The sequence below is a fragment of the Frigoribacterium sp. AC512 genome, assembly GCF_979258295.1.
Map to the genome: position 1 here is coordinate 1,635,924 of NZ_OZ409850.1, position 23,003 is coordinate 1,658,926.

Sequence of the window (23,003 nt, forward strand, 5' to 3'; positions counted from 1 at the left end):
GTGTATGCCCGGGCGCTGTGGCTAGGCTAGGCAGCGTGGCTGAGAGTACGCGGTTAGTGGACGTCGTTCAAGAGCGCATCGATCGGTTCCTCGACGACCGCCGACCGGCCCTCCGGGGCATCGCCGACGACCTCTCCCCCTTCGCCGGTTTCTCCAGCGACCTGCTCCGCGGCGGCAAGCGCTTCCGGGCCCTGTTCTGCTACTGGGGCTGGCAGTCCGTCGCCGGCCGTGACGCCGGGTTCGACCCGCTCGGGACGACGGTCGACCAGCGGTCCCTCGACGCCGTGATGACCGCCTCCGTCGGGCTCGAGTTCTTCCACGCGGCCGCGCTCGTGCACGACGACATCATGGACAACTCCGACACCCGTCGAGGGCGCCCGGCAGCGCACCGCCGGTTCGAGGCCCTGCACCGCGAGGGCGGGTGGCTCGGCTCCGCGTCCGGCTTCGGCACGTCGGCGGCCCTGCTCATGGGCGACCTCCTCCTCGCGTGGAGCGACGAGCAGATCAGCGAGGCCCTCGACGCCCTCGAGTCCCGGGGCGCCGCCCTCTCGGCTCGGCGCGAGTTCAACCGCATGCGCACCGAGGTCACCGTGGGCCAGTACCTCGACATCCTCGAGGAGAACGCCTGGCGCAGCGTGCCCGACGTCGACCTGCTGCCCCGGGCCCAGAGGGTCATCGTCTACAAGTCCGCGAAGTACAGCGTCGAGGCACCGCTCACCATCGGGGCAGCAATGGCCGGCGGCTCCGAGTCGGAGCTCGAGTCGCTGCGGCGGTTCGGCCTCCCCCTCGGCATCGCCTACCAGCTCCGGGACGACCTGCTGGGCGTCTTCGGCGACCCCGAGGTGACCGGCAAGCCCGCCGGCGACGACCTCCGCGAGGGCAAGCGCACCGTTCTCGTGGCGACGGCCCGCCGCGCCCTGCCGCCGAGCTCCGTCCGCCTGCTCGACGAGCTGCTGGGCGATCCCGACCTCGACGACGACCAGATCGGCGTCCTGCAGGCGACGCTGAGGGAGTCGGGGGCCGTGGAGGCTGTGGAGCAGTCGATCACCGACCAGGTCGAGCGCGCCGTGACGGCGCTCGACGGGGCGGACCTGGCGCCCTCGGCTCGGGCGCAGCTCACACGGCTCGCCGACACGGTGACGAAGCGCACGTACTAGCGCCGGGGCCTCCGGCCTCCTGTCGTCCCCGGGCTGTCGGGAGACGACTCAGAGGAGGCTCTGCGCCACCCGGCGGACCTCGGCCTTGCGCCCCGCGCGCAGCGCCTGGACCGGGGAGACGCCGAGGCTGTCCTCGACCGAGAGCATCCAGTCGAGCGCCTCGTCGTCCGTGAACCCGTTGTCCGCGAGGACCGTGGCGGTGCCCCGGAGCTCGTGCATGGGCTCGCCGTCGACCAGGAACACCGCCGGGGTGACGACGACGCCGTCCACCCGCGTGGAGATCAGGACGTGGTCCTCGAAGAGCCGGTGGACACGGCTGACGCTGAGGCCGAGCATCTCGACGAGATCCGGCACCGTCAGCCACTCGGTGTCCTCGAACCAGGGCTGCTGAGAGAGATCGGTCACGGGTCCACCTTGCCACGGTCCGACGCCGCCCTGTGCCGTGCCTCGTCGCTCTCGTCACACAGGCCACACCAGCCGCATCCGTCACACCAGCCACATCGACCACGCTGGTAGCACGGGCCACTGTGATTGACACGGGTCTCCACCTGTGCCAACTTGGCACCACGAGACACGCCGTCGCGGATCAGGTTGTCGACGTGTCGGACGCCACGACCCGAGGATCACCTCCATGAACGACAGCAGCTCGGACCGCGCCCTCGACCTCGACGGGACCCCCGACGCACCCCGCGCCACACGGCTGCCCGGTGCCGCCTTCGGCCGCGGGGCACTCGACGCCGACGGACGGGGGGCTCGTTCGCGGGCCGCTCGGTCCATGCTCCAGACGGTGCCCATCATGCTCGTCGGCTCCATGGCGCTCAGCCTCGGCATGACCGGCCCCGTCGCGTCGGTCGCCCACGACCAGCAGCCCACGAAGAAGCCCCACGCCGCCCCGCGCCCGATCGCGCTCCCGCCGACGGCAGCCGCTCCGGCCCCGGAGACGGCGGCCGCGACGGTCGACGTGGCCGCGGCGTCCAGGACGGTCCTCGCGCCGTCGACCTACACCGTCGTCCCGGGCGACACGGTCGCCAGCATCGCCGCGTCCTTCGGGCTCAGCACCGCCTCCGTGCTCGCGCTCAACGGGCTCAGCTGGAAGTCGACCATCTTCCCCGGCCAGACGCTCAGCCTCGTCGCGTCCTCGCCCGCGCCCGCGCCGGCGGCGCCGACCAGCGCGCCCCGGGCCGCCGCGGCCGGCAGCTACACCATCGCGCGCGGAGACACGCTCAGCTCCATCGCCGGCGCGCACGGGGTGAGCACCGCCTCCCTGCTCGGGGCGAACGGCCTCAGCTGGTCGAGCATCATCTACCCGGGCCAGGTGCTCTCCCTGCCCGGCGGGGCCTCCACGGCCTCGGCGCCGGCAGCCCAGAGGGCCTCCGCCCCCGCCCCCGCCCCCGCGGCGACCGGCGGCCACGTCATCAGGAGCGGCGAGACCATCGCGTCCATCGCGAGGCAGACCGGCACGACGGTCCAGGCGCTCCTCGCGGCCAACGGGCTGAGCATGACGAGCACGATCTACGCGGGCCGCACCCTCGTCGTCCCCGGCGCCTCGTCGTCTGCCCCTGCCGCGGCCCCCACGACGGTCGCGGCCACCACCTCCGTCGCCCCGCTGACGACGGGCACCACGCTCACCGCCGAGCAGCAGCAGAACGCCCGCGTGATCATCCGCGTCGGACGTGAGCTCGGCGTGGGCGACCAGGCCATCGTCATCGCCCTGGCCGCGGCCGCGCAGGAGTCGAGCCTCAAGAACATCCACCACGGCGACCGCGACTCGCTCGGCCTGTTCCAGCAGCGTCCGAGCACGGGCTGGGGCACCCCCGCGCAGCTCACGGACGCCGCGCACGCGACGAAGCTCTTCTTCGGCGGACGGACGAACCCGAACGTCGGCAAGACCCGCGGCCTGCTCGACGTCCGGGGCTGGTCCTCGATGTCGCTGACGGACGCCGCCCAGGCGGTCCAGCTCTCGGCCCACCCCACGGCCTACGCCAAGTGGGAGGCACCGGCACGCACGTGGCTCAGCACCCTGGGCTGAGCCGTCCGCGCCACCACCGCGGCGACGTCGGCGGCGCCCTCGTTCGACACTCGTCGGTGAGCCTCGTCGGCCACCGGCGCGTCGACTCGTAAGATCGCCTCGATGAGCGCGAACCAGACTGACCCGATGATCGGCCGGCTCATCGACGACCGGTACCAGGTCCGCTCGCGCATCGCCCGAGGCGGCATGGCCACCGTGTACCTGGCCACCGACCTCCGGCTCGAGCGTCGGGTCGCGATCAAGATCATGCACGGCCACCTGGCGGACGACGCCTCCTTCAAGGAGCGCTTCATCCAGGAGGCGCGCTCGGCAGCGAGGCTCGCCCACCCCAACGTCGTCAACGTCTTCGACCAGGGCCAGGACGACGACAGCGCCTACCTCGTCATGGAGTACCTGCCCGGCATCACGCTGCGCGAGCTGCTGCAGGACCACAAGGTCCTCACGAGCGAGCAGGCCATGGACATCCTGGAGGCGGTGCTCGCCGGCCTCGCCGCCGCACACCGGGCCGGCATCGTGCACCGCGATCTCAAGCCCGAGAACGTCCTGCTCGCCGACGACGGCCGGATCAAGATCGGCGACTTCGGCCTCGCCCGCGCCGCGACCGCGAACACGGCGACCGGCGCTGCCCTCCTCGGCACGATCGCCTACCTCTCCCCCGAGCTCGTCACCCGCGGCGTGGCCGACACCCGCAGCGACATCTACGCGCTCGGCATCATGCTCTACGAGATGCTCACCGGCGAGCAGCCCTACAAGGGCGAGCAGCCGATGCAGATCGCGTACCAGCACGCGAACGACACGGTCCCCGCGCCCAGCTCGGCGAACCCGTCGGTCCCTGCCGAGCTCGACGAGCTCGTCCTGTGGGCCACGGCACGCGACCCGGAGCACCGCCCCCGCGACGCCCGGGCGATGCTCGACCAGCTGATCGACGTCCAGCGCGTCCTCGCCGACCCGTCCGGCGCTCCCCTCGGCCGCACCATGGTGCTGCCCCCGGCCTCCGCGACGATGGTCCTGCCCCGCGGCGGCACCGGCGAGACGCAGGCGCTCCCCAAGGCACGCCACCGCACCGGACCGGTGGGACCGGCGGCCGTCGACACGGTCGCCGAGCTCGGCGACGTGGCCCGGAGACGGCGTCGACGCGGCTTCGCGTGGATCGCTCTCGTCCTCGTGCTCGCCGTGCTCGGCGGCAGCGCGGGCTGGTGGTTCGGCGCGGGCCCGGGCAGCCAGGTGGCCGTCCCCGACGTGGCCGGCCAGGACCCCGCCGCCGCCGCGTCCGTCCTCGAGGCGGCCGAGTTCGTCGTCGCCGAGCAGAACGCGGCCGACTTCTCGGTCGAGGTCCCGACCGGGCAGGTGATCGGGACGGACCCCGGTCCGTCCTCGCGCCTCCAGAAGGGCTCGACCGTCACGCTGGTCGTCTCGCAGGGCCCGCAGCCGCTCGACCTGCCCGCCGTGGTGGGACAGACCGAGGACTCGGCCCGCGCCTCCTTGTCGTCCTTCGCCGTCCAGGACAGCACGACCCAGTTCGACGCCGCCGACCCCGGCACGGTGCTCGCCGTCTCGGGGGTCGACTCCGCGGGCGCGGCCGTCGACCTCGCCGGCGCGGCCCAGTACGGCGAGCAGCAGCCCGTCACGCTGACCGTCTCGCTCGGCCCCGTCCCGGACGTGGTCGGCCAGTCGGTCGAGGACGCCCAGGCGACGCTCCAGGGGGTGGGCCTCACGGGCGTCGAGGCCGGCACGGAGTTCAGCGACGACGTCGACGAGGGCGCCGTGATCCGTGCCGACCAGCAGCAGGACGGCCCGATCCGCCCCGGAGCCTCCCTCGACCTCGTCGTCTCGGGGGGACCTCCGCCCGTCACCGTCCCCGACGTCACCGGCAAGACCATCGACGAGGCCACGGCCCAGCTGCAGGCCCTCGGCCTGCGGGTCAGCTACGACCGGTGCACGAACTTCACCTGCGCGTTCTTCGACTGGGAGGCGAGCCTCACCGTCGTCTCGACGGACCCCGTCCCGGGAGCCACCGCGTCCCGGGGATCGACGGTCAGGCTCTCCTACCGCGTCGAGTGACCACCGCGCGCCCGGCCTGGACCGCGCGCCGTCACGAAGGGCCTGCCTCCTGTGGGAGGCAGGCCCTTCGTGACGGCCGTTCGGTGGGCCGAGGAGGCGCGGCCTAGTTGGCCGCCAGCTCCTCCGCGACGAGGAACGCGAGCTCGAGCGACTGCATGTGGTTCAGCCGCGGGTCGCAGAGCGACTCGTACCGAGTCGCGAGCGTGGCCTCGTCGATGTGCTCGGAGCCGCCCAGGCACTCGGTCACGTCGTCGCCGGTCAGCTCGATGTGGATGCCGCCGGGGTGGGTGCCCGCCGCGCGGTGCGCCTCGAAGAAGCCCTTGACCTCGTCCATGATCTCCTCGAAGCGGCGGGTCTTGTAGCCCGTCGGCGTCGTGAGGCCGTTGCCGTGCATCGGGTCGCTGACCCAGAGCGGCGTCGCGTCGGCGCCCTTGATCGCCTCGAGCAGCGGCGGCAGCGACTCGCGGATCTTGCCGGCGCCCATGCGCGTGATGAACGTCAGGCGGCCGGGCTCGCGGTCGGGGTCGAGCACGTCGATGAGGCGCAGCATGTCGTCCGGCGTCGTCGACGGGCCGAGCTTGACGCCGATGGGGTTGCGGACCCGCGAGAGGAAGTCGACGTGGGCGCCGTCGAGGTCGCGGGTGCGCTCGCCGATCCAGACGAAGTGCGACGACAGGACGTAGGGGTCGCCCGTGCGCGAGTCGATCCGGGTCATCGGCCGCTCGTAGTCCATCAGCAGGCCCTCGTGGCTGGTGTAGAACTCGACGCGCTTGAGCTCGTCGAAGTCCGCACCGGCCGCCTCCATGAAGCGGATGGCCTTGTCGATCTCCTTCGCGAGGTGCTCGTAAGCGGCGTTGGCGGGGTTCGACGCGAAGCCGCGGTTCCAGCTGTGCACCTGGCGGAGGTCGGCGAAGCCGCCCTGCGTGAACGCGCGGATCAGGTTGATCGTCGACGCGGAGGTGTGGTACCCCTTCACGAGCCGGGCCGGGTCGGCCCGTCGGGACTCGGGCGTGAAGTCGTAGCCGTTGACGATGTCGCCCCGGTAGGCGGGGAGGGTCACTCCGTCACGGGTCTCGGAGTCGCTCGAGCGGGGCTTCGCGAACTGGCCCGCCATGCGGCCCATCTTGATGACCGGGACGGAGGCGCCGTACGTGAGCACCACAGCCATCTGCAGGATGGTCTTGACGCGGTCGCGGATCTGGTCGGCGGTGGCGCCGGCGAACGTCTCGGCGCAGTCGCCGCCCTGCAGCAGGAACGCGTCGCCGCGGGCCGCCGCGGCCAGCCGGTCGCGGAGGGTGTCGACCTCGCCCGCGAAGACGAGGGGCGGCAGCGCGGCGATCTCGGCGGACGCGGCCTGGACCGCGGAGGGGTCGGGCCAGGCGGGCTGCTGCTTGATCGGGAGCGTGCGCCAGTAGTCGAGTCCGTCGATCACGTCGGTGGTGGAGGCGTCGGTGACGACGCCCGCGGACGGTTCGGCGATGGGGACCACGGTCTTCCTTGCAGCTAGGACGGGCCAGGGACCGATCGATCCCGGCGGTCGAGCCTACCGCGCGGAGGCGACGCGCTTCTCCTTGACCGACGAGGCGTAGACGTCGGCGTACTCCTGGCCGCTCAGGGCACCGAGCTCGTACATGATCTCGTCGGTGATGGACCGGAGGATGAACCGGTCGCCCTCCATGCCCTCGAAGCGGCTGAAGTCGAGGGGCTCGCCGAAGACGATGCCGACCCGGCGGATCTTGGGGATCTTCGTGCCGGTCTTCATGACCTTCTCGGTGTCGATCATGGCGACGGGCACGACGGGGACGTGCCCCTCGAGGATCATGCGCGCGACGCCCGTGCGGCCGCGGTAGAGCTTGCCGTCGGGGCTGCGGGTGCCCTCGGGGTAGATGCCCAGCTGTTCGCCGCGGCCCAGGACCGACAGGCCCGTCGCGAGCGACGCCTCCGAGGCCTTGCCGCCCGAGCGGTCGATCGACAGCTGGCCGGTGGCGGTGAAGAAGAGGCGCATGGCCCAGCCCTTGAGGCCCGACCCGGTGAAGTAGTCGCTCTTGGCCAGGAACGAGATGCGGCGCTCGAGCGCGAGCGGCAGGAAGATCGAGTCGACGAACGACAGGTGGTTGCTGGCGAAGATGACGGCCCCGGACGCCGGGACGTTCTCGAGCCCGCGGACCCAAGGACGGAACACCGTGAGCACGAGGGGGCTCGCCACCATCGTCTTCAAGAACCAGTAGAGCATCGGGGCCCCTCCCTCTTCGGCGGTCGGAGTCTAGCGAGTGGACGCGTGCAGCCGGGCGAGGTCGGCGGCGCCGACGACGCCGGCGTCGTTGACCAGCTCGGCGATGACGAAGTCGGGCTCCGGGTGGAACCCGCGGGCCGGCAGGTGCTCGTGGAACGCCTTGCGGACGGGGGCGAGGAGGAGCTCGCCCGACTGCGCGACTCCCCCGCCGAAGACGAAGACCTGCGGGTCGAGGATGGCGGCGAGCGAGGCCGCGGCCTGGCCGAGCCAGGTGCCCAGCTGGCGGAGCGCCTCGAGGGCACCGGCGTCGCCGGCCTGCATCAGCGCGGCCACGTCGTGGCCCGTGAGCTCGCCCTTCTCGGCACGCACCGCCGCCAGCGCCGACCCGACGCCGCCGAGGTCGGCCACCTCGCCCGCCATGCGCAGCAGGGCGCGTCCGGAGCCGTACTGCTCGATGCAGCCGCGGGCGCCGCAGCCACAGGGCAGACCGTCGGGGACGATGCGCATGTGGCCGAGCTCGCCGCCGGTGCCGAAGCCGCCGCGGAGCAGGCGGTCCTGGGCGACGACGGCGCCGCCGACGCCCGTGCCGATGGTGAGCATGGTCATGTCGCTCGCGAGGCGGCCGGCGCCGAACCGGAACTCGGCCCAGCCCGCGGCGTTCGCGTCGTTGTCGATGGTGATGTGCAGGTCGAGCTGCTCGGACAGCCGGGCCCTGAGCGGCTCGTTCCGCCACGGGATGTTCGGCGTGTAGTAGACGACCGACTGCGAGGCGTCGATGAAGCCGGGGGCCGCGACCCCTGCGGCCACGACGTCGGGGTGACGCGCCTGGAGGCCCTTCACCATCGCGACGACGGCGTCGACGATGGCACCGGCGTCGCCGGCGGGGGTGGGGACTCGCTCTTCGGCGACGATCTCGCCCAGCTCGGTGACGACGCCGCCCGCGATCTTCGTCCCGCCGATGTCAATGCCTATTGCCTGCACGAGCGACGAGTCTATCCTCGGGCCGTCTGCTGTCGTTCCACGACGCCCGCAGGTCGTCCCGGGACGGACGGAGGGGGCCCCGCTAAGATCGTCGGACCCTGCCGGTGCCGAAGGAGCTGCCGTGAACGAACACACCGTCCCCCTCGTGGTCCCTGCCGACCCGACCGCCAACGCGACAGACCTGCTCGTGGAGCGGGCGGCGGCGACGCCGAACGAGCCGTTGTTCTCCGTGCCCGACGGCACGGGAGGCTGGACCGACGTCACCGCCGCCGAGTTCGCCGCCCGGGTGCGCGAGGTCGCCAAGGGCCTCATCGCCGCCGGCATCCAGCCCGGCGACGTGGTGGGCCTGATGAGCCGCACCCGCTACGAGTGGACGCTCGTCGACTTCGCGGTCTGGTTCGCCGGAGCGCTGCTCGTGCCCGTCTACGAGACGTCGTCGCCGAGCCAGGTGCACTGGAACCTCAGCGACTCGGGCGCCGTGGCCGTGATCGTCGAGACGCCGGACCACTTCGCCCGCTTCGACGAGGTGCACCCCGAGCTGCCGGACGTCGCCCACGTCTGGCAGATCGACCTCGGCGACCTCGAGAAGCTGGCGCGCTCCGGGCGGGGCGTGTCGGACGACGAGCTCGAGCGCCGCCGCACGCTGGCGAACGGGGACGACCTCGCGACCATCATCTACACGTCGGGCACCACGGGCCGCCCCAAGGGCTGCATGCTGACGCACGCCAACTTCGTCGAGACCAGCCGCAACGCCGCGGTGGCCATGGGCGACGTCGTGGCGCCGGGCTCGTCGACCCTGCTGTTCATCACGACGGCCCACGTCTTCGCCCGCTTCATCGCGGTGATGTCGGTGCACGCCGGGGTCAAGGTGGGCCACCAGGCCGACACCAAGCAGCTCCTGCCGTCGCTCGCCTCCTTCCGCCCCTCGTTCCTGCTCGCGGTGCCGCGGGTGTTCGAGAAGGTCTACAACTCCGCTGAGCAGAAGGCCGAGGCCTCGGGCAAGGGCGGCATCTTCCGCCAGGCCGTCGCGGTGGCCATCGCGCACTCCAAGGCCCTCGACGAGGGAACGGTGCCCGTCGGCCTGCGCCTCCGCTTCGCCCTCTTCGACCGGCTCGTGTACCGCAAGCTGAAGAAGGCGATGGGCGGGAACATCCGCTACGCCGTCTCGGGCTCGGCCCCGCTCGGCACCCGCCTCGGGCACTTCTTCCGCAGCCTCGACATCCGCATCCTCGAGGGCTACGGCCTGACGGAGACCACGGCCCCGGCCTCGGTCAACCTCGTGTCGCGGTTCAAGATCGGGACCGTCGGGCCGGCGCTGCCGGGCGTCTCGCTGCGGATCGACGACGACGGCGAGGTCCTGGTCAAGGGCGAGAACGTCTTCGCGGGCTACTGGAGGAACGAGGAGGAGACGGCCGCGGTCATGCAGGACGGCTGGTTCCGCACCGGCGACCTCGGCAGCCTCGACGCCGACGGCTACCTCACCATCACGGGCCGCAAGAAGGAGATCATCGTCACCGCCGGGGGCAAGAACGTCGCCCCGGCTGTGCTCGAGGACCCGATCCGCGCGAACCCCCTCGTCGCCCAGGTCGTCGTGGTGGGCGACCAGCGCCCGTTCATCTCGGCGCTCGTCACCCTCGACACCGAGATGCTGCCGGTCTGGCTCAACAACGCGGGCGAGGCCGCGGACATGCCGCTCGCCGAGGCTGCCGAGCACCCGGCCGTGCTGGCCGAGGTGCAGAGGGCGGTCGACCTCGCGAACGAGACGGTCTCCCGAGCGGAGTCGATCCGCAAGTTCGTCGTGCTGCCGATCGAGCTGACCGAGGCCAGCGGGCATCTGACGCCGAAGATGAGCGTCAAGCGCGCCGTCGTGGTCGAGGACTTCGCGGGCCAGATCGCGGACCTCTACTCCGTCTACCCCAACACGGAGTCGGTCAGGACCGTCTCGTCCGCCGACAAGCCAGAGCCGACCGCCTGACCGTGCGCGGCACCCGTGCCGGCGGCGCCCAGGGCGCCGCCGGTCGAGGTCAGGTCAGGCCCGCCACCAGTCGCTGGCCCGGATCTGCCGCAGGGCGTCGCGCCGGGTCTCGGTCTCGAGGGTCATGACGTAGAGGGTGCCGGCGAGGTGGTCCGTCTCGTGCTGGAGCGCCTGCGCCATGAGCCCGTCGCCCTCGAGCACCACCGGCTCGCCGTCGAGGTCGATGCCCTCGACGCGGGCCCGGGACCAGCGCGGGGTCGGGAACCAGAAGCCCGGCACGGAGAGGCAGCCCTCCTCCACCAGCTCCTTCTCGCCCGAGAGCTCGGTGATCTCGGGGTTCAGGACGTAGCCGACCTCGCCGTCGACGTTGTAGCTGAAGGCCCGCAGGCCGACTCCGATCTGGGGCGCGGCCACGCCGGCGCGACCGGGCTCGCGCACGGTGTCGAGGAGATCGTCGACGAGCGAGGCCAGTCGGGCGTCGCCCACGCGGACGGGGTCGGAGGGCGACCGGAGCACCGGGTCGCCGAAGAGTCGGATGGGGCGGACGCTCACGACGAGCACCTCCTGGGGAAGGAACGGGGACGGGGCTCGGAGCCACCGGAGACGAAGGAGCCTGCCGGGATCGCCCGTCGGGCGACGTGGCGTGCAGGTGCTTCAAGAATAGTGACGGTATCGTCGTCGTCGTGCATGTACTCAGCGTCAGTTCTCTCAAAGGCGGCGTCGGCAAGACGACCGTGACGCTCGGACTCACGTCGGCGGCCTTCGCCAAGGGCCTCCGGACCCTGGTGGTCGACCTCGACCCGCAGTCCGACGTCTCGACCGGCCTCGACATCACCGTCGCGGGGCACCTCAACGTCGCCGACGTCCTGGCCTCACCGAAGGAGAAGACGGTCCGTGCCGCGATCGCCCCCAGCGGCTGGACGAAGGGCCGCACGGGCAAGATCGACGTCATGATCGGCAGCCCCTCGGCCATCAACTTCGACGGCCCGCACCCGTCGATCCGCGACATCTGGAAGCTCGAGGAGGCGCTCGCCAACGTCGAGGCCGACTACGACCTCGTCCTCATCGACTGCGCCCCCTCCCTGAACGCCCTGACGCGCACCGCCTGGGCCGCCTCCGACCGCGTCACCGTGGTCACCGAGCCCGGTCTCTTCAGCGTCGCCGCGGCGGACCGTGCCCTGCGGGCGATCGAGGAGATCCGCCGCGGACTCTCCCCTCGCCTGCAGCCGCTGGGCATCATCGTCAACCGTGCCCGCGTCCAGTCGATCGAGCACCAGTTCCGCATCAAGGAGCTCCGCGACATGTTCGGGCCCCTCGTGCTGAGCCCGCAGCTGCCCGAGCGCACGTCGCTGCAGCAGGCGCAGGGCGCCGCGAAGCCCCTGCACGTCTGGCCGGGCGAGAGCGCACAGGAGATGGCCCGCAACTTCGACCAGCTGCTCGAGCGCATCATGCGCACGGCGAAGATCGGCGACTACGCCGAACCCGCCGCGCGCTGAGGTCAGTCGCCCCTCTTCACGCCGACTGACGCACGCCGGCTGGCGTTCGCCGACTGGCGTTCGCCCTCGACGTTCCCCCTGCTGGACCCGCAGCGAGCCGCAGCGCTCCTGAGGTCGTGACGAACCCGTGGGCAGATCAGGGGATGCAGCTGCATCGGGGCGCCACGTCGCTCACGCGGCGGTCGCCGCCCGGGTCGCGCGGGCCGCGCTCCGGTGGACGCTGACCGTGTCGGGTCAGCTGGCGCGGTCGCCTCGACGGGCGGCCAGCTCGTCGGAAGGATCGGCCGCGGGAGTGCTGTCGAGCTCGACGAGGCTCGTCTCGACCTCGCGCAGGACCTTGCCGACGGCGATGCCGAAGACGCCCTGACCGCGGCTCACGAGGTCGATGACCTCGTCGTCAGACGTGCAGAGGTAGACGCTGGCGCCGTCGCTCATGAGCGTGGTCTGCGCCAGGTCGCTGACCCCCGCCTCCCTCAGCTGGTTCACGGCGGTGCGGATCTGCTGGAGCGAGATGCCGGTGTCGAGCAGCCGCTTGACGAGCTTGAGCACGAGGATGTCGCGGAAGCCGTAGAGCCGCTGCGAGCCCGAGCCGGCGGCGCTGCGGATGGTGGGCTCGACGAGGCCGGTCCGGGCCCAGTAGTCGAGCTGGCGGTAGCTGATGCCCGCGGCGCGGGCGGCGACGGTGCCTCGGTAGCCGCTGTCGGCGTCGAGCTCGGGCATGCCGTCCGTGAAGAGCAGGCCCCGCTCGTAGCGGGATCCCTCAGGGGAACCTGACTCGTTCATGCAGTTGCCTTCCACGTCGTGATCTGACCCGAAACATTCAACACCGGGTTGATGGTTCGACCTGGTCCCACGGTACCCACATCGAGGTCTCGTCGAGGCGACATCCGCGTCGAGGAGTCGGCGTGTCGAGGATATTCGTCGCCGGCCCCGGCGTCTACGTGTCGAGGCGGTCGAGGGCCGAGCGGATGAGGGAGGTGCGGACGACCTCGAGCTGCCCGGCGAGCTCTCGCGAGAGCTCGGCGACCCTCGCCCGACCGGCCGGGTCGCGACGACGCGCGACCGAGGCGAGCGCGCTCTCGATGAGGCTGAGCTCGCGCTCGGCGGCCGCCCGGAAGCTGCGCAGATGACGGGGCTCGATGCCCGAGCGGCCGAGCTCGACCAGCGCGGCCAGGACTGCCAAGGGCTCGTCTCCGTAGGTCTCGGACGGCGAGATCAGCGACGACGCGATCGCGTCGTCGAGCAGGGCCGAGGAGGCGCCCGTCTCGCGGAGCAGGTCGGCACGGGAGAACCGGCGCACGGTCGAGAGCATCGACACCGGAGCCGAACCGGTCGGGAGGGTGGACGGTCGTCCGGCGTCGAGGTCGTCGAGGTGCTGACGGATGACCTTGAGGGGCAGGTAGTGGTCCCGCTGCAGGCCGAGGATGAAGCGCAGGCGCTCGACGTCGGCCGACGAGAACTTCCGGTAGCCCGACGCGGTGCGCACGGGAGTGACCAGCTGACGTTCTTCGAGGAAGCGCAGCTTGCTGTTGCTCAGGTCGGGGAACTCGGGCTTGAGACGCGCCAGGACCTGCCCGATCGTCAACAGGTCGGCCGACCCGGTCGGCGACGACCGGGCGGCGGCGGAGCCGGGCACTACTGGAGGGCCAGGTTGGCCAGGTCGACGCGCGAGGCGTAGAAGGTGAGGCGGAACTTGCCGACCTGCACCTCGGCGCCGTCGCTGAGCAGGGCCTCGTCGATGCGGACGCCGTCGAAGTACGTGCCGTTGAGCGACCCGAGGTCGTTGACCGTGAAGGTCGTGCCCGACCGCCGGAACTCGGCGTGCTTGCGGCTGACCGTGACGTCGTCGAGGAAGATGCCCGCGTCGGGGTGCCGACCGGCCACCGTGACGTCGGAGTCGAGGAGGAACCGGGCGCCGATGTTCGGGCCCCGTCGGACGACGAGGAGGGCGGAACCGGAGGGGAGCGCGGCGACCGCCTCGCCCTCGTCGGACGTGGCACCGCCCTGGAGCGCAGCGAGCTGCGCCTGGTACTCCTCGTTGAAGCTGAGGGTGGTGTCGACCTCGCGAGAGGACCCGGGGACGCCCTGCGCAGGGGTGTGCGCCGTGTGTGCGCCGGGGCTGCCCTGGTCGGGGCGGTGCTCGTCGGGCACGTGGTGAACGGGCTCTGCCATCGTGGACCTCCTTCGGGTGACCAGCGTATCGGATCGGCAGCGCCCGACGGCAACGCTTTTGCGTACGGACCACCCCGAGGCGGACGGACGTCCACCGAAGGGAGGACACGGCCCACGGCTGTCGGCGGCCCCTCCGAGAACTCACGACCACCTCCTCGGCAGTTCATAGGGGATCGATTGGCGGACCTCGTTCCATGGTCCTCATCACCTCGACCACAGCCTCAGGAGGCACCCCATGAACGACCGCGAGAGCGACGCCGACCACACCGCTGACCAGCCGACGCCCGCGACGACGCCGACCCCGAACGCGACGCCGAGCCCGAGCTCGACGGACCGGGCTCCGGCAGAGGCCCGCACGCTCCCCCACGTGACGGGATCCTCGGACGCACGATTCGTGTCCGCCGCCGCGGAGGACCCGGCCGCGACGCAGGGCGGCACGGCCGCGTCCGGCCCCTCCCTCCCCTCGGCCTTCGGCCCCCGCCCTCCTCGTCGTCGCCGCCCCGCCCGCTGGGCCCTCGTGACCGGCGCTGCCGCCGTCCTCGTGCTCGGCGTCGGCGGGGCGAGCGTGGGCGCCTGGTCGCTCGGCCACTCCGTCGGCCTCGCCGCCGCGGAGGCGCACCAGCAGACCTACCAGCTCTCGCCCCCGCAGCTGCCCTCGCAGGGCTCGCCGTTCGGCAGCTCGGACGGCTCGTCCTCGGGGGGCCAGCTGCTCCCCGGCCAGGCGCAGGGCGGCACGGGCAGCACCGGCGGCACGGGCGCCTCCGAGTCGTCCGCCACGGCAGCGACCGCGGACGAGACGAAGGGCGTCGTGACGATCGTCAGCACCCTGGACTACGACTCGTCGCACGAGTCGGCCGGCACCGGGATGGTCATGACGGCGGACGGGCTGGTGCTCACGAACAACCACGTGGTGCAGGGCGCGACGAGCATCGAGGTCACCGACGAGACGACCGGGCAGGCCTACACCGCGAAGGTCGTCGGCACCGACGCCACGAACGACGTCGCCGTGCTGCAGCTCGAGGACGCGAGCGGGCTGACGCCCGTGGACTTCGACGCCTCGGGCGACGTGGCCACCGGCGACGCCGTGCACTCGACGGGCAACGCCGGCGGCACCGGGGACCTGGTCACGGCCGAGGGCACGGTGCTCGCGACCGACCAGGCGATCTCGGTCGCCAGCGAGACGGGCAGCGGCACGGAGTCGCTGTCGGGCCTGATCGAGCTGCAGTCGGACGTCGTCTCGGGCGACTCCGGCGGGCCGCTGCGCGACGCCGACGGCGAGGTCGTCGGGATCGTGACCGCCGCCTCCTCGGGCGCCGCTCCGATCACCGGCTACGCCATCCCGATCTCGCACGCGCTGTCGATCGCGAAGCAGATCGTCGCGGGTCAGGGCAGCTCGACGATCCAGATCGGGCTCCCCGCGTTCCTCGGCGCCCAGATCTCGAGCACGGCGACGGGCACCGGGGCAGGCGTCGCGATCGCCGGCACCGTCGAGGGCAGCGCCGCCGAGTCGGCCGGCCTCGTCGCGGGCGACACCGTCACCGCCCTCGACGGCACCCCCGTGGCGGACGCCTCGGCCCTGACCGCGGCAGTCCAGGCGCACGACGCCGGCGACCAGGTGCAGCTCACCTGGACCGACGTGACCGGCACGAGCCACACCGCGACGGTCACGCTCGGCGAGGGCCCCGCAGCCTGACCCTCACCCGTGCTGAGGCCCTTCCTCCCCGTCCGGAGGGAGGGCCTCCGTGCCGTCAGCCGAGCAGGTCGAGGAGGCGCCGGGGACCGACGACGGTGCCGCCCGCGGCCCGCACACGGTCGGCCAGGCCACGATCGGCCGTCACGACGACGACCCGGGGCGTCGCTCCGGCATCGGCGGCCGCAGCGACGCGCTGCTCGACCTCGAGGACGATCGCGTCGTCGCCCTCGCCCGGGGCGCGTCGCACCGTGAGCCCGTCGACGTCGGGGGCTCGCCGGGCCTCGCCCTCGAGCACGACCGTCGTCGTCGGCCACCAGGACGTCGCGGCACCGGGGCCCTCGGGCGGGGCGTCCGACAGGAGCCGGGCGGGGAGGCCGACCGCGAGCGCGTCGGCCAGGGACCCGAGGAGGCGGGCGGCGCCTCCTGCGCGGTCCCGCCACCAGCCGTCGGGCCGCGACCCCACGACGTTCGCCCCGTCGACGACCAGGTGCACGTCGTCGTCGAGCTGGGCGCGGAGGCCGGGCCAGGACGCCGCGAGCCCCGGGTGCAGCGGGAGGACATCGAGCTCGGCTCGAGGGACCCAGCGCAGCTCGAGGCTCTCGGCGTCGGAGATGACGGGGTCGAAGTCGCGCGTGACGGCCGCGACGACGGTCGTGTACGACCAGAAGCCCAGGTCGAGGACCGACTCGGACCGCAGTCGCAACGCGTCGGCGGGGACGGCGGCCTCCTCGCCTGCCTCGCGGAGGGCTCCGGCCACGGCGGTCTCGTCGAAGTCGCGCGCGCCCCCCGGCAGGCCCCAGGTGCCGCCGAAGTGGCTCCACTCGACGCGGTGCTGGAGGAGCACCCGGTCTTCGGCGTCGACGGCGAGCAGGCCGGCAGCCCCGGCACGGCCCCAGAACCGTCGGCCGTCGGGGCTCTCGACCCAGCCGTCGGCGGGTCCGTGGACGGTCACGAGCGCTGGGACAGGACGACGAGGCCCGCCACCGTGCCGAGCACCGCCAGGGCCCCGAGCACGAGGCCGACGATCGCGAGGACGAGCCCCGAGCGCAACGGGCCGCGAGAGCGCAGCGCCCGGCTGCGTCGGAGGCCGAGCACGCCGTAGACGAGGGCGCCGAGGGAGAAGACCACGTTGAGGGCCGGGATGGGCGCCGCGAAGGCCAGCACGCCCGCCGCGACGGACAGGAACGCCGCGATCGGGCGGTCGGAGGCGGGGCGGGGTTCGGCGTCGCGCGTCATCGCTGGTGCTCCTCGGGTCGGTGCCCCAAGGTTACCGGCCGCCGCTCCGAGGACGACGTGACACCCAACCGGCGGGCCGGGGACTCCGAACGAGGACAGGGGGCTGGCCCGGAACCCGATGTCGGGCCAGCCCTCCTCTCGTGCTGCTGCCGACTCGCCTCGCGTCTGCCGTCACTGCTGCTGGACGGAGAAGACGTTCCCTGCGGGGTCGTGGAACCAGGCGATGTCGGGGCCGTGGCCCGAGGCGCGCCCGCGGACGACCTCGTCCTCGCCCGCCCAGGGCCCGCCCGGGTCGGGGCTGAGTCCCCGCTCGGCCAGTCCTGCCAGGGCGGCGTCGAGGTCGTCGACGACGAGGTTCAGGACGGTGAAGCCGGCCGGGCGGTGGTCGTCCTTGCCGTAGACCAGGACGGTCGCGGCGCTGCCGGGCAGCTCGAGCTGCAGCATGCTGCCGTCCATCAGGGGCGTGACCGACAGTCCGAGCACCTCGCCCCAGAACTCGGCCGCCGCCGGGACGTCGTCGACGCTGAAGCCGCTGTAGGCGCTGACGGGCTCGAACACGGGGGCCTCCTCGATCGGGACACCAGTGTGCTCCACGAGGCGTGCGGCAGGGAAGGGCCTGCCGAGCTCCTCCGGCGATCCGGCGATCCGGCTCAGACGAAGCGGACGGCCTGCTGGAGGCGCTCCCTGATCTCGAACACGTCGGAGAGCGCCGTCCGGTCGCCGAGCTCCGGACCGTGCCGGAGCACCTGCGCGAGGAGCGACCGGCGGAGCACCCAGGTGCTCCCCCGTCGCCCGCGGCCGACCTGCTCGAGCGCCGTGGGCAGGTCGTCGTCGGGCACGACGATCAGCTGGTGGGTGAACGACACCCGGGTCTCGCGCCGGACGGCGCGGGCCTGCCTCGTCACGTCGCGGACCGGCTGCTCGTCGAGGGGGATGCCGGGGCCGACGAGGTCGCCCTTGGAGACTGTGACCTCGCTCCCCCAGTCGGACGACTGCACGGCGAAGAGGCCGGAGGGGCCGAGCACGATGTGGTCGAGCTTCCCGTCGGGGCCGGCGTCGACGTCGCTCCAGATGGTGAAGCCGATGCCGAGCCCGGTGACGATCGCGACCGTCGCCTCCTCGGCCAGGGCGTCGGCGAGCACGTGCCGGATCTCCGGGGGCGCGCTCCGCACGAGAGCCTCGTCGTAGGGGTCGTCGAGGGGGACGCCGCGGCCGACCCACTCGCGCATCAGCGACAGGTAGCGCTCACGGTTGGCGCCGCCGGGGTGGCCGTGCACCCGGGCCCTCGGACGGGAGTCGGTGCGCTGGGGATCGCGGGGCGGCGGGGCCCAGCCGGGCGTGGGCGTGCCTGCGTGCGGGGACGCAGAGCCCGCGCCCGCGGACGCCGACGACGACGGGCGCCGACGGTCGTAGGCGGCCCGCGCCTCCGGCGTGCCGACGAGCTCCCAGGCGAGCTGCAGGTCGCGGAACGCCGACGCGCTGCCGCCGAGGTCGGGGTGCGTCTCGCGGGCGAGGCGGCGGTAGGCACGTCGCAGGTCGTCGTCGGACGCCGTGGAGGGGACGCCGAGCACCTCGTAGGCGGTGGCGGAGGCAGGACTGGGCGTCACCCCGCAACGATATCGGGCCGCGGCTGGGCGGCGCGTCGGCATCGGCGTCGGCGTGCACGGGACACGGAGGCGGCCCGCCTACCGTGCACGGCACACGTCCCCCACGAGAGGAAGCACCGCATGCCCGTTCCCGTCCGCACCGTCATGAGCCCCGCCCGCTACGTCCAGGGCAAGGACGCGATCACCCGCCTCGGCGAGTTCGTCGCGCCGATCGGGAGCCGACCCCTCGTCGTCTCGGACGACGTCGTCTGGGGCCTCGTCGAGGAGGCGGTGGGCACGAGCTTCGCCGCCGAGTCGCTGCGGGTCGAGCGCGTCCCGTTCGGCAGGTTCGCGACGCCGGCCGCGATCGACGAGCTGGCCGAGTCGATCCGGTCGTCGGACGCGGACGTCGTCGTGGCGATCGGCGGCGGCAGCGCCATCGACGCAGCCAAGGCCGCCGGCCACGCCACCGGCATCCGCTGGGTCAGCGTGCCGACCGTCGCCTCGACCGATGCGCCGACCTCGGCCCTGGCCGTCGTCTACACGGACGAGGGCGAGTTCATCGAGTACCGGTTCTTCCCGCGGAACCCCGACCTCGTGCTGATCGACACGCAGCTCGTCGCGAACGCCCCCGTGCAGTTCCTGGTGGCGGGGATCGGCGACGCGCTCGCCACCTGGATCGAGGCCCGCGCGTCGGCGAAGGCCGCCGCGACCACGATGGCCGGCGGACTCGCGACCCAGGCGGGCACCGCCCTGGCCGAGCTGTCGTGGCGCATCATCCACGAGAACGCCTTCTCCGCCCTCGACGCCGTCCGCGACGGGATCGTCACGCCGGCGCTCGAGTCGCTCGTCGAGGCGAACACGCTGCTCTCCGGCCTCGGCTTCGAGTCGGGCGGCCTCGCCGCCGCGCACGCGATCCACAACGGCCTGACCGCCGCCCCGCAGACGCACGGCCTGACCCACGGCCAGAAGGTCAACATCGGCTCGCTGACCCAGCTCGTGCTCGAGGGGGCGCCCCGCGCCGAGATCGAGGACTTCGTCGAGTTCACGACCCGGGTGGGCCTGCCGAACACGCTCACCGAGATCGGGCTCAGCACGGACGACACCGAGGAGCTCGAGGCGGTGGCCGCGGCCGCCACCGTCGAGTCGGAGACCATCCACTCGATGCCGTTCCCGGTGACCGCCGCCGACGTGGTCGCGGCCCTCACCTCGATCGAGCGCCTCTCGCGGTCGATCCGGGCCGACAAGGGCCTGCCCGAGCCGGTGAAGTACGAGGCCGCGCACTAGCGGCACCTCCGGCACCGACACCGCAGAGGGTCCGTCCACGATCGTGGACGGACCCTCTGCGGTGTCGGTGGTCAGGCGCGCGCGGAGGCCCGGCTCGCTCGCCAGGCGCGCCAGCGCAGCCGGAGGCGGTGGGCGAGCCGGCGGACGGCCTGGGTGACGCGGTGAGCGGCCGGGAATTCGGTCCCGAGGACGGCGACCCCGACGAAGACGATCAACCAGCCGGGACCGGGCAGCGGGACGAGCACCAGGCCGACGGCGATCACGACCACGCCCGCCAGCGCCACGCCCACCTTGTAGGCCACGCGGAGGCGGGGGTAGCCGTCGAGCTTCGCCCGCCCGGCACGCCAGCGAGCTCGCGCCCGGGCGGTCCGGCCGAGACCCTCCTCGGGGGCACCCGGAGTCGTCGCACCGTGGGGAGCGCCGTCGTCGTGCGGGCCGGCGGCGGGCCGGGACGGGGCCACGGCGGTCTCGGAGGTCATGCGGAGAACCTAGGCGGCTCCCCTGGCAGACCGCGCCGTGGCGCCTGCCAGGCACCTGGGCGCCGCTCGTTCCTGGGAACGAGGAGGCCGGGCGGGCGTACCCAGGACGAAGGGGCCCCGCCTGCGGGGACCGTCACGACCATGAGCGCCGCACCGCTGCGGCACGAGGAGGACCCATGAAGACGAGGACCATCGGAGACGTCACCGTGAGTGCGATCGGCCTGGGCGGCATGCCCTTGTCGATCGAGGGACGGCCGGACGAGAAGCAGGCGATCGCCACGATCCACGCCGCTCTCGAGCAGGGCATCACCCTGATCGACACCGCCGACGCCTACCACCAGCCCGGCACCCACGAGGTCGGGTACAACGAGTCGTTGATCGCCCGGGCGCTCGAGAGCTTCCACGGCGACACGTCGGACGTGCTCGTCGCGACGAAGGGCGGCCACCTCCGACCGGAGGCAGGAGCCTGGGCACAGAACGGTGACCCGGCCTACCTCAAGGAGGCGGCGCGCGCGTCCGCCCAGCGCCTCGGCGTCGAGACCATCGGCCTCTACCAGTTCCACCGCCCCGACCCGGCCGTGCCGTACGCCGACTCGGTGGGCGCCCTGGCGGAGCTGCTGGACGAGGGAGTCATCCGCATGGCCGGCATCTCGAACGCGACCGTCGACCAGATCCGCGAGGCGAACGACGTCCTCGACGGGCGCCTGGTCTCCGTGCAGAACCAGTACTCCCCCGCGTTCCGCTCGAGCACCGAGGAGCTCGTGCTGTGCGACGAGATGGGCATCGCGTTCCTGCCGTGGAGCCCGCTGGGCGGCATCACGAACGCCGCCGACCTCGGCACGAAGCACGCCGTCTTCGCCGAGATCGCGAACGCCCGTCGGATCTCGCCCCAGGTGCTGACCCTCGCGTGGGAGCTGCACGCGTCCGAGCTGGTCATCCCCATCCCCGGGTCGACTCGTCCGCAGACGATCATGAACTCGGCGACCGCCGCGACGATCAAGCTGTCCGCCGACGAGGTGCAGAGGCTGGACGCAGCCGCCGACGCAGCATGAGCTGACGGGCGCCTCCGGGCGACGGCACGGGCGAGCGGGCGACGACGACGGTCAGTGGTACGGATTCCGCATCGGGATCAGCTGCGGGCCCTCGCCCGGCACGTCGAACCCCTCGGGAAGGTCGGTCGCCGTGACCTGTCCCGGCAGCCGCGGGGCCGGGTCGAACCCGCCCGGAGTGCGGCGCACCTGGCCGCGAAGGCTCAGCGGGCCGCGTCGGAGCCTCTCGTCGAGGCCCCTCGCCCAGGTGGCCACGGCCAGGTCGTCGAGGGGCGTCTCGCCCTCGCGCTGCCACACGAGCACGACCGAGCGGGCCCGCACGTCGCTCGCCTGGTCGCGGACGACGCGCTCGAGGGAGGCGACGTCGCGACCGTAGGGCAGCCGGGGCAGGCCCCTCAGCCGGATCAGGTTCGCACAGGGGTACTCGCCGCGGTCGAAGAACGCGACGTAGACGAGGTCTTCGTCGCAGGGCTCGTCGCAGACGACGCTCGCCCACTGCGCGAGGGCGGACTCGGAGGAGCTGACGGGCAGGGGCGGGACGGTGCGGTCTGTGGTGGTCATGGGGACCACCGTGCCGCAGCGGGCGTCCCCGCTCGACCCGCGCCTCCTCGACTGTGGACGGTGCCGCGACCCGTCGTCCCTGGGGAGGGAACATGCCCCTGAGGCTCGGGGAGGACGGGCCGTCGGAACGGTCGCCCGGGCACACTGGGGCCATGGCTGCTCACGAGAACCCCCGTGTCACGTTCCCCGACGGACGCACCGCCCCCGCCCTCGGGCTCGGGACCTGGGAGCTCGGCGACGACCCCCGACGACGCGACGCCGAGCTGGCGGCCCTCCGCGAGGGACTCGACCTCGGCATGACCCTGGTCGACACGGCGGAGATGTACGGGCGCGGCGCCTCCGAGCGACTCGTCGCCCAGGCGATCACGGGTCGGCGCGACGAGGTGTTCCTGGTGAGCAAGGTGCTCCCCTCGAACGCGAGCCGTCGGGGAACGGTCGGGGCGTGCCACGCCAGCCTCGCCCGCCTCGGCACCGACCGGCTCGACCTCTACCTGCTGCACTGGCGCGGCGGCCACCCGCTCGAGGACACGGTGGAGGCGATGGAGGCGCTCGTCGCCGAGGGCGCGATCGGCGGCTGGGGCGTCAGCAACTTCGACGTCGACGACCTCGACGACCTCGCCCGGGCCACCGGCGGCTCGTCCTCGCCCCAGACCGACCAGGTGCTCTACAACCTCGCGCGCCGGGGGCCGGAGCACGACCTGCTGCCGCGCCTGCGCGAGTCGGGGACGCCGCTGATGGCGTACTCGCCCGTCGACCACGGTGAGCTCCTCGACCATCCGGTGGTCACCTCCGTCGCTGCCGACCTCGGCGTGACGCCCGCCCAGCTCGCGATCGCCTGGGTGCTCCGGCTGGCGCCCGACGTGCTGCTCGCCGTCAAGGCCGGCAGCGTCGACCACGTGCGCGAGGACGCTGCAGCCCTCGCCGTCGACCTCGACGACCAGGCCTTCGCGCAGCTCGAGCGCGCGTTCCCGGCCCCGACCGGGCCCGTGCCGCTCGAGGTGCACTGAG

23 protein-coding genes are annotated in these 23,003 nt (G+C 72.9%); 9 read left to right on the plus strand and 14 right to left on the minus strand.

Annotated features, from left to right (window positions below; genetic code table 11):
- Positions 1–35 precede the first annotated feature (35 nt).
- On the plus strand, positions 36–1,157 hold the full coding sequence (locus tag ACZZ97_RS07430; protein ID WP_133737433.1) for a polyprenyl synthetase family protein: 1,122 nt from the start codon (positions 36–38) through the stop codon (positions 1,155–1,157).
- Positions 1,158–1,205: 48 nt separating this feature from the next.
- Here ACZZ97_RS07430 and ACZZ97_RS07435 read toward each other — a convergent pair whose 3' ends face one another.
- Entirely contained in the window at positions 1,206–1,562 is a 357-nt protein-coding gene (locus ACZZ97_RS07435) for an Rv2175c family DNA-binding protein (RefSeq protein ID WP_463472723.1), read from the minus strand.
- A 226-nt stretch (positions 1,563–1,788) separates the two neighbouring features.
- On the opposite strand from ACZZ97_RS07435, the gene ACZZ97_RS07440 reads away from it, so the two are divergent.
- Positions 1,789–3,186 (plus strand): LysM peptidoglycan-binding domain-containing protein, encoded by a 1,398-nt coding sequence (locus ACZZ97_RS07440; protein ID WP_463472724.1) that lies wholly within the window; start codon positions 1,789–1,791, stop codon positions 3,184–3,186.
- A 102-nt stretch (positions 3,187–3,288) separates the two neighbouring features.
- The gene (gene pknB / locus ACZZ97_RS07445; protein WP_463472725.1) at positions 3,289–5,247 is read left to right on the plus strand and encodes a Stk1 family PASTA domain-containing Ser/Thr kinase; all 1,959 of its coding nucleotides are present in this window, start codon (positions 3,289–3,291) and stop codon (positions 5,245–5,247) included.
- Positions 5,248–5,350: 103 nt separating this feature from the next.
- On the opposite strand, the gene ACZZ97_RS07450 is transcribed toward pknB, so the two are convergent.
- From ACZZ97_RS07450 to ACZZ97_RS07460, 3 genes are all read right to left on the minus strand, one after another.
- Complete coding sequence (locus tag ACZZ97_RS07450) at positions 5,351–6,679, minus strand: class II 3-deoxy-7-phosphoheptulonate synthase (RefSeq protein WP_192169469.1); 1,329 nt, start codon at positions 6,677–6,679, stop codon at positions 5,351–5,353.
- A 111-nt stretch (positions 6,680–6,790) separates the two neighbouring features.
- On the minus strand, positions 6,791–7,480 hold the full coding sequence (locus ACZZ97_RS07455; protein ID WP_314101248.1) for a lysophospholipid acyltransferase family protein: 690 nt from the start codon (positions 7,478–7,480) through the stop codon (positions 6,791–6,793).
- Positions 7,481–7,510: 30 nt separating this feature from the next.
- Positions 7,511–8,461 carry an ROK family glucokinase gene (locus tag ACZZ97_RS07460; protein ID WP_123545547.1) on the minus strand — a complete coding sequence of 317 codons (951 nt, stop codon included), beginning with the start codon at positions 8,459–8,461 and terminating at the stop codon, positions 7,511–7,513.
- A 121-nt stretch (positions 8,462–8,582) separates the two neighbouring features.
- Between ACZZ97_RS07460 and ACZZ97_RS07465 the strand changes: the two genes are divergently transcribed.
- Positions 8,583–10,436, plus strand: coding sequence for an AMP-dependent synthetase/ligase (locus ACZZ97_RS07465; protein WP_314101251.1), 1,854 nt, complete (start codon positions 8,583–8,585; stop codon positions 10,434–10,436).
- Positions 10,437–10,490: 54 nt separating this feature from the next.
- Here the strand turns inward: ACZZ97_RS07465 and def are convergent, their stop codons facing one another.
- On the minus strand, positions 10,491–10,988 hold the full coding sequence (gene def / locus ACZZ97_RS07470; RefSeq protein WP_133737430.1) for a peptide deformylase: 498 nt from the start codon (positions 10,986–10,988) through the stop codon (positions 10,491–10,493).
- Between the two features lie 131 nt (positions 10,989–11,119).
- Here def and ACZZ97_RS07475 point away from each other — a divergent pair, with 131 nt between their 5' ends.
- Positions 11,120–11,932, plus strand: coding sequence for a ParA family protein (locus tag ACZZ97_RS07475; protein ID WP_123545543.1), 813 nt, complete (start codon positions 11,120–11,122; stop codon positions 11,930–11,932).
- 234 nt (positions 11,933–12,166) lie between these two features.
- On the opposite strand, the gene ACZZ97_RS07480 is transcribed toward ACZZ97_RS07475, so the two are convergent.
- The 3 genes from ACZZ97_RS07480 to ACZZ97_RS07490 all read right to left on the minus strand — a co-directional run bounded on the left by ACZZ97_RS07480 (position 12,167) and on the right by ACZZ97_RS07490 (position 14,104).
- Positions 12,167–12,715, minus strand: coding sequence for a MerR family transcriptional regulator (locus tag ACZZ97_RS07480; RefSeq protein ID WP_123545541.1), 549 nt, complete (start codon positions 12,713–12,715; stop codon positions 12,167–12,169).
- Positions 12,716–12,869: 154 nt separating this feature from the next.
- The gene (gene ftsR, locus ACZZ97_RS07485) at positions 12,870–13,568 is read right to left on the minus strand and encodes a transcriptional regulator FtsR (RefSeq protein ID WP_133737429.1); all 699 of its coding nucleotides are present in this window, start codon (positions 13,566–13,568) and stop codon (positions 12,870–12,872) included.
- Positions 13,568–14,104: an FHA domain-containing protein gene (locus tag ACZZ97_RS07490; protein ID WP_314101254.1), complete on the minus strand. Its 537-nt coding sequence runs from the start codon at positions 14,102–14,104 to the stop codon at positions 13,568–13,570. The genes ftsR and ACZZ97_RS07490 overlap by 1 nt, the downstream gene beginning before the upstream one ends.
- Before the next feature lie 235 nt (positions 14,105–14,339).
- Between ACZZ97_RS07490 and ACZZ97_RS07495 the strand changes: the two genes are divergently transcribed.
- Positions 14,340–15,797 (plus strand): S1C family serine protease, encoded by a 1,458-nt coding sequence (locus tag ACZZ97_RS07495; protein ID WP_463472726.1) that lies wholly within the window; start codon positions 14,340–14,342, stop codon positions 15,795–15,797.
- 55 nt (positions 15,798–15,852) lie between these two features.
- Here ACZZ97_RS07495 and ACZZ97_RS07500 read toward each other — a convergent pair whose 3' ends face one another.
- From ACZZ97_RS07500 to ACZZ97_RS07515, 4 genes are all read right to left on the minus strand, one after another.
- Complete coding sequence (locus tag ACZZ97_RS07500; RefSeq protein ID WP_463472727.1) at positions 15,853–16,749, minus strand: NUDIX domain-containing protein; 897 nt, start codon at positions 16,747–16,749, stop codon at positions 15,853–15,855.
- The gene (locus ACZZ97_RS07505) at positions 16,746–17,033 is read right to left on the minus strand and encodes a hypothetical protein (protein ID WP_463472728.1); all 288 of its coding nucleotides are present in this window, start codon (positions 17,031–17,033) and stop codon (positions 16,746–16,748) included. Before ACZZ97_RS07505 ends, ACZZ97_RS07500 begins: the two co-directional genes overlap by 4 nt.
- Before the next feature lie 171 nt (positions 17,034–17,204).
- Entirely contained in the window at positions 17,205–17,591 is a 387-nt protein-coding gene (locus ACZZ97_RS07510; protein WP_463472729.1) for a VOC family protein, read from the minus strand.
- A 92-nt stretch (positions 17,592–17,683) separates the two neighbouring features.
- Positions 17,684–18,640: a J domain-containing protein gene (locus ACZZ97_RS07515; protein WP_463472730.1), complete on the minus strand. Its 957-nt coding sequence runs from the start codon at positions 18,638–18,640 to the stop codon at positions 17,684–17,686.
- A gap of 120 nt (positions 18,641–18,760) precedes the next feature.
- Between ACZZ97_RS07515 and ACZZ97_RS07520 the strand changes: the two genes are divergently transcribed.
- Positions 18,761–19,906, plus strand: coding sequence for a glycerol dehydrogenase (locus ACZZ97_RS07520; RefSeq protein ID WP_133737427.1), 1,146 nt, complete (start codon positions 18,761–18,763; stop codon positions 19,904–19,906).
- A 71-nt stretch (positions 19,907–19,977) separates the two neighbouring features.
- On the opposite strand, the gene ACZZ97_RS07525 is transcribed toward ACZZ97_RS07520, so the two are convergent.
- Positions 19,978–20,385, minus strand: coding sequence for a PGPGW domain-containing protein (locus ACZZ97_RS07525; RefSeq protein ID WP_463472731.1), 408 nt, complete (start codon positions 20,383–20,385; stop codon positions 19,978–19,980).
- 176 nt (positions 20,386–20,561) lie between these two features.
- Between ACZZ97_RS07525 and ACZZ97_RS07530 the strand changes: the two genes are divergently transcribed.
- A complete protein-coding gene (locus ACZZ97_RS07530) occupies positions 20,562–21,437 on the plus strand; it encodes an aldo/keto reductase (RefSeq protein WP_463472732.1) in 876 nt (291 codons plus the stop codon).
- Between the two features lie 51 nt (positions 21,438–21,488).
- Here the strand turns inward: ACZZ97_RS07530 and ACZZ97_RS07535 are convergent, their stop codons facing one another.
- Complete coding sequence (locus ACZZ97_RS07535) at positions 21,489–21,995, minus strand: hypothetical protein (RefSeq protein WP_314102944.1); 507 nt, start codon at positions 21,993–21,995, stop codon at positions 21,489–21,491.
- A 152-nt stretch (positions 21,996–22,147) separates the two neighbouring features.
- Here ACZZ97_RS07535 and ACZZ97_RS07540 point away from each other — a divergent pair, with 152 nt between their 5' ends.
- Positions 22,148–23,002 carry an aldo/keto reductase gene (locus ACZZ97_RS07540; RefSeq protein ID WP_463472733.1) on the plus strand — a complete coding sequence of 285 codons (855 nt, stop codon included), beginning with the start codon at positions 22,148–22,150 and terminating at the stop codon, positions 23,000–23,002.
- Position 23,003 lies beyond the last annotated feature (1 nt).